Below are 11,337 nucleotides of genomic sequence, written 5' to 3' on the forward strand. Positions count from 1 at the left end.
TTTCGGGAAAGATTCGCTGACGACGGCGGTCGGACACGACCGCCCACGGGTGGGGAGGCGGCCGGCTGTGGTCACCACAGGCAACGGCTTGACAGGCAGTGACGGGATCGGCGGGGTCGACCCCGCCGGTGTGGCGCCGGACGCGCCGCCGGCCCGTCGCCGGTCCCGGCTCCGGGGTGGACTGGTCACCATCGCCACCGTGGCGGCGCTGGCCGCCGCGATGGGTCTGACCGTGCTCGGCCTCGGCGCTGCCGACAACGCCGTGGCCAGCTACGACGCCAGTTCCTGGCTGTGGAGCATGACCAAGAGCGAGATGGCCCGGGTCAACGGGGTGACCGGTCGGGTCGACACCCGGGTGCAGATCCCGCAGGGCCGCAACCACGAGATGCAGGTCGTGCAGACCGACCGGCTGCTGATCCTGCGCGACCTGAACACCGGCCAGATCAGCTCGCTCGACCTCGCCACGCTACAGATCATGGCGACCACCAAGACGACCGCAGGGCTCGGGGTCAACGTGGCCCTGCACGAGGACGCGGCGTTCGTCGTCGACGCCGTGCAGGGAATCGTGCGCCAGCTCGACCCCCGGACGCTGACCCCGGTGGGCGAGCAGATCAACTATCCGCCGGGCATCACCGGCGGCCAGTTCGACGGGACGGGGCGGCTCTGGGTCGCCGTGCCGAGCGAGGGAACCGTCTCCGCCATCACCGCCGCCAAACTTCCGGAGTCCGACAGCGGCGGCGCGGGCGGCAGCGTCAACCCGGAGCAGATCTTCAGCGAGGCGGTCGCCGACCCGAGCCACGACCTCAAGCTCTCCACCCTGGACGACGGCGTGGCGGTGCTGGACCGGACCACCAGCACGCTCACCACGCTGCGCGGCAAGGACAAGCGTCCGATCAAACTGCCGCTCACCGGCCCGGGTGACCTGCCGCCGCGGACCACCGGCCTCCGGGTGCCGGTGACCGTGCTCGACGACCGCAACATCGTGGTGGCCGACAACGGCGCCGTCGGGCAGCAGTTCAGGGTGCCGGGTGCCGGCACCAAGCTCAACCCCGCCGTCGCCTGGGCGGACCGGTTCTACTGCGCCGACGACGACACCGGGACGGTCTACTCCTTCGACGCCGGCGGGAAGCTGCTGGAGAAGATCGAGATCCCGGGTGCCAACGGCCCGCTGGAGCTGGAGGTCCGGGAGAACCACCTCTTCATCAACGCGCCGAACTCGGCCGTCGCCCGGGTCATCGACGACCAGCACCGGGTCAAGGACGTCAACAAGTACGCCAACGACATCCTCGGTGGGGACCCGCCGCCGAACCCGCCGCCGCCTCCGCCGCCGCCGAAGCCGGTGATCAGCAAGCCGAGCGCCCCGAAGTCGGTGACCGCCGCCGCCGGCAACGCCCAGGCCCGGGTGAGCTGGCGACCGGCCGCCGCCAACGGTGCCGCCATCACCCGCTACGTGGTGCAGGGCGCCGGCCGGACCTTCGAGGTGGGCGCCAACCAGCGCTCGCTGGAGGTGACCGGCCTGACCAACGGCGAGACCTACCAGTTCGCGGTGCACGCGGTGAACGCCAAGGGCGCCGGACCGGCGAAGAAGAGCAACCCGGTCGTGCCGACCTCCGAGGTGCCGGATCCACCGGCCAGCGTCACCGCCGAGGAACGCCCGGACGGCACCGTGCTGGTCAGGTGGGCGGCCGCCAACGGCCAGGGCTACAAAATCAAGAAGTACGCCGTGACCGCGATCTCGGCCGGCGCCAACGCACCCGTCGGCGAGTCGACCAAGACCGAGCTGGTGATCCCGGCCGGCGAACTCGACTACGGCAACCAGTACGCCTTCACCGTCGTATCGATCAACGAGAAGGGCGCCGGTTCGGCCGCCTCGCCGGCCAGCAACAGCGTCGTACCGTTCAGCACCCCGGCGGCGCCGGTCAACCTCCAGGCGAAGACGGTCGCCGGCTCGCGCGGCACCGTCTCGATGACCTGGAGCCCGCCGGCCGACAACGGCCGCCCGATCACGAAATACGTGGTCGAGGCGGGCGGCAAGAAGAGCGAGGTGACCGACACCCAGGCCACCGTGGGAGAACTGGGTGACGGGGCGAACGTCACCGTCCGGGTGCAGGCGGTCAACGAGGCCGGGGCCGGCGCCGCCGCCACCGACACCGCCAGGACGGTCGCGGCGCCCCGGGTCACCATCACCGGCACCAGCGCGGACGCCACCTCGGTCACGGTCAACTTCACCGTGGACGACGGCGGCGGCCAGGCGGCCTGCTCGGTGACCCCGGCCGGGCGGGCCAAGGTCAACGGCAACTGCTCCAGCATCCGGGTCACCGGGCTGACCCCGGGGACCGACTACAGCTTCACGGTGACCGCGACCAACGCGGCCGGACCCGGCACCGACAAGGTCGACAAGGCGACCGCCGCCGTCTACGGCATCGCCACCTGCAAGAACGGCTCCTCCGGCGAGCAGCGGACGTACTGCAACTCCGACGGTCCGGGCCGCAACGGCAACGAGATCTTCTCGGTGACCCAGCAGGACGACGACCGCCAGGTCGGCTGGGCGAAGCCCGGCACCCGGATCAAGGCGCTCTGCAAGAAGTCCGGTGAGGAGGTCTACGCCTACGTCTACAACGACGACAAGCGCAGCACCTGGTGGGTCCGGATCGAGTGGAACGGCGGTAAGCCGTACATCCCGTTCGCCTGGCTCAACCTCGAGGGGGGCGACAATATCAACGTCCTGCCGACCTGCTGACCGAGTCGCCCGGTAACAGGGAGCACCTCCGGTAACAAGGAGCACCACGACCGTGAACAACCACGAGCCGCTTACCCCGCACCACGTGCAGGGCTTCGCCAACCTGGCCGCCCGGATAGCCGACAACATCAGCTCGGTGGTGCTGGGTAAGCCGCACGTGGTCCGGCTGGCGCTCACCGCGCTCTTCGCCCAGGGGCACGTCCTGCTGGAGGACGTGCCCGGGGTGGGCAAGACCACCCTGGCCCGGGCGATCGCGGCGACGGTGCACGGCCAGTGGCGGCGCATCCAGTTCACCCCGGACCTGCTCCCCGCCGACGTCTCCGGGGTGACCATCTTCAACCAGGCGAGCCGGGGATTCGAGTTCCACCCCGGCCCGGTCTTCGCCAACATCGTCATCGCCGACGAGATCAACCGGGCCTCCCCGAAGACCCAGTCGGCGCTGCTGGAGGTGATGGAGGAGCGCAACGTCACGGTGGACGGCGTTCGGCACCCGGTCCCCCGGCCGTTCCTGGTGGTCGCCACCCAGAACCCGGTCGAGATGGACGGCACCTACCGGCTGCCCGAGGCACAGCTCGACCGGTTCCTGGTGAAACTCTCCGTCGGCTATCCCGACGAGGCCGTCGAGATCGAGGTGCTCCGGGGCGCCCCGATGCGCTCCCCGGAGGCGCTGGAGCCGGTCACCGACACCGCCACCGTCGGGGAGATGGTCCGGATGGCCCAGCGGGTGCACATCGCCGACCCGCTCTACGCGTACGCGGTCAGGCTGGCCGCGGCGACCCGCAACCACCCGCAGGTCCGGGTCGGGGTCAGCCCCCGGGGCGTGATCGCGCTGACCCGGGCCGCCTGCGCGTACGCCCTGATCGACGCACGCGGCTGGATCCTCCCCGAGGACCTCAAGACCCTCGCCGAGCCGGTCTTCGCGCACCGGATCCTGCTCTCCCCCGACGCCCAGGTCCGGGGCGTCACCGCGACCGAGGTGCTGCGCGAGGCGATCGCGTCGGTGCCGGTGCCGCTCCCCTCGGGGCAGCTCGCCTCGGCCGGCACCTGATCCCGGCGCCATGACGGTCACCTCGCGCGGCATCGGCCTCCTCGTCGGCGCCGCCATCCTCCTCGTCGCCGGTTTCCGGTTCGGCTATCCCGAACTCGCCCTGCTCGGCACCACCGCCGCCATCGCGGTCGGCTGCGCCGCCGGCAACGCCAGCTGGCGGCCCCGGCTCGACGTCACCCGGGTCGCCGACCCGGACCGGGTGGGCCGGGGCGAGCCGGCCACCATGACCCTGACGGTGCGCAACAGCGCCCGGCTCCGCTCGGCCAACCTGATCGCCGAGGACCGCTGCGGCAACCGGGCGGTGCCGGTGCCGCTGCTCCGGCTGCGTCCCGGCCGGGACACCACGGTCAGCTATCCGGTCCCGACCACCCGGCGCGGGGTGATCGCCGTCGGTCCGCTGCGGGTCACCGGGCGGGACGCGCTCGGGCTGATCACCGTCGCCCGCTCGCACGGCGAGACCGCCCAGGTCTGGGTGCATCCCCGGATCCACCCGCTGGCGGCGGTGCCGGCCGGGATCGCCCGGAGCATGGACGGGCGGATCGACAAGGTACCGCAGGGGTCGATCACCTTCGACTCGCTCCGGGAGTACGTCGTCGGCGACGAACTGCGCCGGGTGCACTGGCGGAGCAGCGCCAAGGTCGGCGAGTTGATGGTCAAGGAGCAGCTGGACACCAGCCTGCCCCGGATCGTCGTACTGCTGGACAACCGGGCCGGCGCCCATCCGGAGCGGGTCGACGGGATCGCCGAGACCTTCGAGTCGGCCTGCGAGACGGCCGCCTCGGTGGTGGTCGCCGCCCGCCGGGAGGACCTGCCGGTGACGCTGCTGCTGGTGGCCGACGCCGACGGCTCCGGGGAGTTCCTGGACCGGCTCGCCGCCGCCGACCTGGTGCCGGGGCCGCAGGGCACCGAGGGTGACCCGCTGCGCACCACGACGCTGCGGCTGCGGCAGGAGAAGCTCGGCGACACCCTGGTCTTCCTCACCGGTCCGGGCGCCGCCGCCGACCTCGGCTACGTCGGCGCGCTCCGCCCCGCGTACCCGTCGGTGGTGGCCGGGGTGTTCGGAGCCGGCGGGCAGATCCCGGCAGGCAGCGCCGGACTGGTCGTGATCGACGCGGCCGACGGGGCGGAGTTCGCGGCCGAGTGGGACGGGGTCCGCCGGTGGTGAAGTTCCTCCGGACGCTGCCGGTGCCGCTGGCCCTGGTGGCGATGATCGGCCTGGCCGGTGCCGTCCTCGGCGGGGTGTACGCCGATTCGCTGCTCAGCCGGCTCGTCCTCGGCGCGGCGGTCGGCTCGGTCGGGGTCAGCCTGGCCGCCCGCCGCCTGCCGTCCTGGCTGGTCGCCCCGCTCTCGGTGCTGGTCCTGCTCGGCTACACCGCGGCCGTGCTCCGGTTCACCGCGCAGCGGGCCGACCTGCCCGGCTCGCTCGGCGAGGTGGCGGCCGATGCCGCCCGCAACGGCATCCCCCGGCTGCTCACCGCGCTGATCCCGGTCGAGCCGGTGCCGGACACCGTGATCGTGCCGCTGGTCGCGGCCTGGCTGGCCGGGCTGGCCGGTGCCGAGGTCGGGATCCGGGCCGACCGGGTGCTGCTCGGCCTGACCGCCCCCGCCGCCCTCTACGCGGGCGCGCTCTACGTCGTCGGCCCGAACGCCGATCCGACGCCGTGGCTGACGGTCGCGTTCGCCGCCGCCGGTGCGGTGGCGCTGGCCGCCGGTGGACGGCCGACTCCGCCGGAACAGGGCCGCGCCCCCGATCCGGCCGGCGAGCTGAACCCGGGGGTCCGGGCCGCGCTGCGGGCCCGCACCCTGGCCAGTACCGCACTGGGCCTGGTGCTGGTGCTCGGCCTCGCCGTACTGGTGGCGCCACTGGTGGCCCGGCAGGTCGGCGCCACCCCGGTCGACCCGCGCCGCTACGTGCAACCGCCCCAGGTGGACAGTCTCGACGAGAATCCCCTGATCCGGATCTCCGGCTGGGCGCTGAACCCCGACCAGAAGCTGCTCGACGTGGCGACCGTGGGAGCGGGTGGGCCGCCGGCCGCCGGACAGCCGACCGGCACCGCCGGGCCGACCCCGGGGGGCGACGGCGCTGAGCCGGCCGTCGAGGAGGAGGAAGCTCCGTCGACCAGCCGGCGCATCCGGCTCGCCGTACTCGGCGACTACGACGGGGTCACCTGGCGGGTCGGCGCGACGTACCGGAACGCCGGTCGGGTGCTACCCGAGCCGGAACCGCTGCCCGACGCCCGGGTGCGGCAGGTGGTGCAGCAGATCACCATCGACAGCCTGACCGGAAAGCTGCTGCCGGCGGTCGCCACCCCGCGAGAGGTGACCGGCGCCCGGGTGGCGTACGACCAGGAGAGCGGGACGCTGATCCGGCCGGAGGGGCTGACGACGGGCCTGACCTACTCGGTCACCTCCCGGCAGGAGAGCCCCGACTACAGCCTGCTGCCCTCGGCGAGCGTACCGGCCGGCGACGCGGTGGCCCGGTTCCTCAGGGTCGAGCCGGGCGCACCGGAGCAGATGCAGCAGCTCGCCGCCCAGCTCGCCGAGGAGAACGGCGCGCCGTTCGCCCGGGCCGACGCGATCGAGACGTTCCTCGCCGAGCACTACCGGGTGGTCGCCGACGCGCCCAGCGGGCACGCCTATCCGAACCTCAACTTCTTCCTCTTCGGCCCGAGCAACGGTGGCGGGCAGCGGGGCACCTCGGAGCAGTTCGCCGCCGCGTTCGCCGTACTCGGCCGGATGACCGGGCTGCCCACCCGGGTGGTGGTCGGCTTCCAGTCGCCGGCCGGCACCGGGCCGGTACGCGGCGCGGACGCGCTCGCCTGGCCCGAGGTGCTCTTCGAGGGGCTCGGCTGGGTGGCGTTCGACCCGCTGCCGAAGCCGAACACCCGGCCCAAGCCGGTCGAGCAGGACTTCAAGCCGGAGCCGGAGGACCCGACCCCGCCGCCGGACGAGGCGTCGCAGAGCGCGGCGGCCACGCCGAGCGGCACCCCGGACCCGCAGGCCGGCCCGGGCCGGGGCGGCGGCCTCGGCACCCCGGTCCTGGTCGGCGGCGGTGCCGGCGGGCTGCTGCTCCTGCTCGCCGGGCTGGCCACCCTGATCGTCGGTCTGCGTCGGGGCCTGCGTCGGCGCCGGCTCGCCGAGGGGCCGCCCGCGCAGCGGATCGCCGGAGCCTGGCGGGAGGTGACCGACGCGCTGCGCCTGGCCGGGCGACCGGCGCCGGAGCACCTGGCGGCGACCGAGGTCGCCGAGCACGCCCGGTCCAGCCTGCCCGACGCGACGAAGCCGGGGCCGGAGCCAGGCCCGGGACCGGCCCTCGGCGGCGGACCGGAGCAGCCGGGCCGACCGGGTCCGCTCCGCCCGGCGACACCGCCGGTCGACGACCTGGCCGCGCTGGTCAACCTGGCCGCGTTCGCGCCCGGCAACGCCACCGACGAGCAGGCCCGCCGGGCCGGTGAGCTGGCGGTGGCGTACGCGGCCGAACTCCGCGCCGGCCGGCCGTGGTGGCGCCGGGTGCTCTGGTCGCTGCACCCCGGCCCGCTGCGCTGGCGTCGCTGAGCAGCCTCCGGCAACGCGGTCGGGCCGAGCGCACCCGGTGTCGGCCGGCGACCAGGCTCCGGTCAGGCCGGGACAGGGTCGCCGGACCGAGCTGAGCGATCAGCGATGCGGGTCAGGCCAGGGGCAGGGTCGCCGGGCCGAGCTGAGCGATCAGCGATGCGGGTCAGGCCAGGGGCAGCGTCGCCGGACCGAGCTGGGCGATCAGCGTGGTCAGCGCGGCGGCGCCGCCGGCCGTCACCTCCGGGGTGGGCAGCAGGGCCAGCACCGGAACGTCCACTCCGGCCGCCGCGTACCGCTCGATCCGCGCCCGGCACACCTCCGGGCTGCCGTGCACGACCAGCGCGTCGACCAGCTCGTCCGGAACCAGCTCGGCGGCACCCCGACGGTCACCGGCCGCCCAGGCCCGCCACATCGGAGCGAGCACCGACTCCCGGCCGAGCCACCGGTGGAACTCCGCGTACGCCGGGACGGTCAGGTAGGTGGCGATCAGCCGGCGGGCGGAGGCCCGGACGTACCCGGTGTCCTCGGTCGGACAGACGAAGATCCGGGCCGCCACCTCGAAGCCGGGGCGGCGCTCCCCCAACGCGGCGAGCACCTTCGGCACGTCGTCGTCGGCCAGCCAGTTCAGGATCGTCCCGTCCGCCTCGGCGCCGGCCAGCCGGAGCATCCGGGGCCGCAGCGCCGCCAGCAGGATCGGCGGCGGTACGGCCGGCGGCCGCTCCAACCGGAACCGCCGTACGGTGAAGGTGTCGTAGACCTCGTCGACGGTCTCGCCCCGTAGCGCCGCCCGCAGGAAACGCAGTACGTCGCGGCTGCGCCGGTACGGGTCCGCGAACCGTGTCGCGTTCCAGTCCTGCACCAGCACCGGTGACGACGCGCCGATCCCGAGCGAGAACCGCCCGGGGGCGGCCTCGGCCAGTGCCGCCGCGCTCATCGCCAGCAGCCCGGGTCCCCGGGTGAAGACCGGGGCGACGGCGGTGCCCAACCGCAGCGACGGTTGCCAGGCGGCGGCGAGCGCCAGCGGGGTGAAGGCGTCGCTGCCGGCCACCTCGGCGGACCACAGGTCGGTGAAACCCGCCTCGACGAGCGCGGCGTAGATCGCGTCGTGCCCGTCGAGCGGTACGCCGCCCAGCGGCACGGTCATTCCCCAGCGTGTGGTCATCGGTCGATGGTGCCCGCTCCCCCAGGCCCGGGCAACAGAACGGGCCCGTTCTTGTAGCCTCTGCCGGGTGACCTTCTCCATCGTGGCGCGCTCCGACGACGGCCGGCTGCACGGTGTCGCGGTAGCGAGCAAGTTCCTCGCCGTCGGCGCGGTGGTGCCGGCCGCCGAGGCCGAGGTGGGCGCCCTGGCCACCCAGGCGTACGCCAACCTGGCCTACCGGCCGCAGGGGCTGGCGTTCCTGCGTACCGGTCTGGCGGCGGCCGACGCGCTGGCCGGGCTGGTCGCCGCCGACTCCGGCCGTCCGCAGCGGCAGCTCGGGATCGTCGACGCCGACGGTACGGCCGCCACCTACACCGGCGTCGGCTGCCACGACTGGGCCGGTGGGCAGGCCGGTGCCGGTTGGGCGGTGCAGGGCAACATCCTGGTCGGGCCGCAGGTTGTCGACGAGATGCGGGACGCCTGGCTGGGCGGTGCCGACCGGCGCTTCCCGGACCGGCTGCTCGGCGCGCTCCGGGCCGGCGACCTGGCCGGCGGTGACCGGCGTGGCCGGCAGAGCGCGGCGCTGCTGGTCGTCGGTCGCGGCGGTGGGTACGGCGGCGGCAGCGACGTCATGGTGGACCTGCGGGTGGACGACCACCCGGATCCGGTGACCGAGCTGGCGCGGCTGCTGGACGTGCACCGGCTGCTCTTCGAGCGCCCCGATCCGGAGACGCTGCTCGACCTGACCGGTGACCTCGCCGACGAGGTGTCGCGGCTGCTCGCCGGGGTGGGCCATCCGGGCGACGGTGCGGCGCTGGAGGATCGGCTCGCCGCCTGGGCCGGCGTGGAGAACCTGGAGGAACGGATGGTGCCGGGCAAGATCGATCCGGTGGTCCTCGCCCACCTGCGCGCGCAGTCCTGACCGGCCGGTCCCGGCAGGTCAACCGAAGGAGAGCCAGCGCACCCCGCGGCGGTCGAGTTCGACCCGCTCCGCAGCGGTCAGCGGCCGCCGGCCGGTGGCCTTGGCCACCAGGGTCAGCCGGTCCCAGTGGTGCTCCTCGGCGAGGCCGGCTGCCGCCGGGCCGGCCGCCCGGACCAGCAGCTCGGCGATCAGCTCGCCGGCCGGTTCGGTCAGCCACGGCTCCCGGTCCAGGGCGGCGGCCAGGTCGAGCCCGTGCACCCCCAGCTCGACCACCCGGGTCACCAGGAACTCCTCCAGGGTCATCGGGTCGCCGTGCCGGGTCCGGACGAGCCGGCCGGGCGGCGCGGCGAGGCTCACCGCGTACCCGGCCCGCCAGGTCCGGGCGAATTCCTCGGCGATGTCCCGGCCGGTGCCGGATCCGGCGCCGTGCTGGCGAGCCGTGTCGATCCGGGCCGCGTCGGTCGCGGGGGCGAACTTCGCCGGCCCGAAGTAGGCGGCGGCGTCGACCTCGGCACGTGGTGGTGCCGGCTCGGCCAGCATCCCGACCATGCGACCGGCCCCGATGCTCACGTGTGCGACCAGCTCCCGGACGTTCCACGGTGCACAGTGCGTCGGTCGGGCGAAGTCGGACTCGGTCAGCCCGGCCAGTACTCCGGCGAGCCGGGCGGCCTCGCCCCGGAACACCTCGACCACCCGCACGCCAACAGGTTAGTCGGCCGGTGCGGTGGCGCCCCGACCGGTGTGCCGGGGCACCACCCGGTGCAGGGTGACGAGTACCAGGGCTGTCACCAGGGCGGCCGTGCCGGCGATCCCGGCCGCGCTGCCGCCGTACGCGATCATGAGCTGGCGTCGGTCGAACTCGGGGATCGGCGTCGAGCGCACCCCGTCGGTCCAGCCGAGGGCGAGCGCGGCGACCAGCAGCAGGGCGAGGCCGACGACGGCGAGTACCGCGGTGACCCGCCGGTTGCCGTCGGCCGCCGAGACCTGCGCGGTCTCGCGCTGGGTCAGCAGCAGTACCAGGCTGGCCGCCGACGCCCAGGCGCCGACCACCAGCAGCGCGGCCACGGCGTCGCTGGGCCGGTGCCAGCCCGCCGACAGGGTGGCGACCCCGGCGGCGGCGGAGTAGCCGGCGCCGACCAGCGCGCCCCAGCCACGGACCCGGGGCGGCAGCACCATGACCAGCGCGATGGCGACCGAGGCGGCGACGGCGGTGTGTCCGCTGGGCAGGCTGTTGCCGGCCGCCTCCCGGGCCTCGTCGACGTCGAAGTCGGGCCGCTCGATGAAGTACTTCAGGGCCTGGGTGGTGACGTTGGCGCCCACGATCAGCACGACCGTCACCACCGCCAGGGTGATCCGGACCCGGATCAGCGCGATGAAGCCGATGACCGCGGTGGCGACCAGCAGGGAGAGCAGGGAGACCGCGTTCAGCACGCCGCCGACGATGCCCTCGATCCGGTGTTGCCCGATCGAGTTGCCGGTCAGCGCGATCGTGTCCAGCAGTTGACCGTGTTCGGTGCCGACGGCGAACCGCCAGACCACGACGAACGCGAGTATCTGTAGTGCGGTCAACAGGATCAGCCAGGACGCTGTCAGGATGCCGCTTCGGCCACGCACGCCCGACACCGTATCGGACGCTCCCGGCATAGCCGACACCGCACTCGACCGGCGGGCGGCGAGGGGGCGGGAGAACAAGAAGCGGGAGGGGCCGCCACGGGGGAAGCGGCCCCTCCCACTGAGGCCAGGATACTCCGTCTTGCCGCACGGGGCACCCCGGACTGACTGGAAACTCAGTGCCTTTACCGGGCCGGGCCACGAAAATCTCCGCCACGACGCCGGCACGGACGACGTTGGTCCCGGGCCCGGACAGGCAAGGGCGGGCGGCACCCGCTGGTGCCGCCCGCCCTTGGGGCGGTGGTGGTCGCCCCTGTGCT

General features: G+C 74.1%; 8 protein-coding genes. 5 read left to right on the forward strand and 3 right to left on the reverse strand.

Annotated features, from left to right (window positions below; genetic code table 11):
• Nucleotides 1-130 precede the first annotated feature (130 nt).
• From C6361_RS09230 to C6361_RS09245, 4 genes are read left to right on the forward strand one after another with little or no spacing between them, the layout of a single operon-like run.
• Nucleotides 131-2,740, forward strand: a complete 2,610-nt coding sequence (locus tag C6361_RS09230; protein ID WP_234359580.1) for a fibronectin type III domain-containing protein — start codon at nucleotides 131-133, stop codon at nucleotides 2,738-2,740.
• 52 nt (nucleotides 2,741-2,792) lie between these two features.
• A complete protein-coding gene (locus tag C6361_RS09235) occupies nucleotides 2,793-3,788 on the forward strand; it encodes a MoxR family ATPase (protein WP_107267480.1) in 996 nt (331 codons plus the stop codon).
• 10 nt (nucleotides 3,789-3,798) lie between these two features.
• On the forward strand, nucleotides 3,799-4,953 hold the full coding sequence (locus tag C6361_RS09240) for a DUF58 domain-containing protein (protein WP_107267481.1): 1,155 nt from the start codon (nucleotides 3,799-3,801) through the stop codon (nucleotides 4,951-4,953).
• A 41-nt stretch (nucleotides 4,954-4,994) separates the two neighbouring features.
• Nucleotides 4,995-7,343, forward strand: coding sequence for a transglutaminase domain-containing protein (locus tag C6361_RS09245; RefSeq protein ID WP_107270844.1), 2,349 nt, complete (start codon nucleotides 4,995-4,997; stop codon nucleotides 7,341-7,343).
• 163 nt (nucleotides 7,344-7,506) lie between these two features.
• On the opposite strand, the gene C6361_RS09250 is transcribed toward C6361_RS09245, so the two are convergent.
• A complete protein-coding gene (locus tag C6361_RS09250; protein WP_107267482.1) occupies nucleotides 7,507-8,487 on the reverse strand; it encodes an LLM class F420-dependent oxidoreductase in 981 nt (326 codons plus the stop codon).
• A gap of 85 nt (nucleotides 8,488-8,572) precedes the next feature.
• Between C6361_RS09250 and C6361_RS09255 the strand changes: the two genes are divergently transcribed.
• A complete protein-coding gene (locus C6361_RS09255) occupies nucleotides 8,573-9,406 on the forward strand; it encodes a DUF1028 domain-containing protein (RefSeq protein ID WP_107267483.1) in 834 nt (277 codons plus the stop codon).
• Between the two features lie 18 nt (nucleotides 9,407-9,424).
• Here the strand turns inward: C6361_RS09255 and C6361_RS09260 are convergent, their stop codons facing one another.
• Nucleotides 9,425-10,105, reverse strand: a complete 681-nt coding sequence (locus tag C6361_RS09260) for a maleylpyruvate isomerase N-terminal domain-containing protein (protein WP_107267484.1) — start codon at nucleotides 10,103-10,105, stop codon at nucleotides 9,425-9,427.
• A 9-nt stretch (nucleotides 10,106-10,114) separates the two neighbouring features.
• Nucleotides 10,115-11,020, reverse strand: a complete 906-nt coding sequence (locus tag C6361_RS09265; protein ID WP_369931370.1) for a phosphatase PAP2 family protein — start codon at nucleotides 11,018-11,020, stop codon at nucleotides 10,115-10,117.
• Nucleotides 11,021-11,337: the final 317 nt, after the last annotated feature.

Source organism: Plantactinospora sp. BC1 (genome assembly GCF_003030345.1).
GTDB lineage: Bacteria > Actinomycetota > Actinomycetes > Mycobacteriales > Micromonosporaceae > Plantactinospora.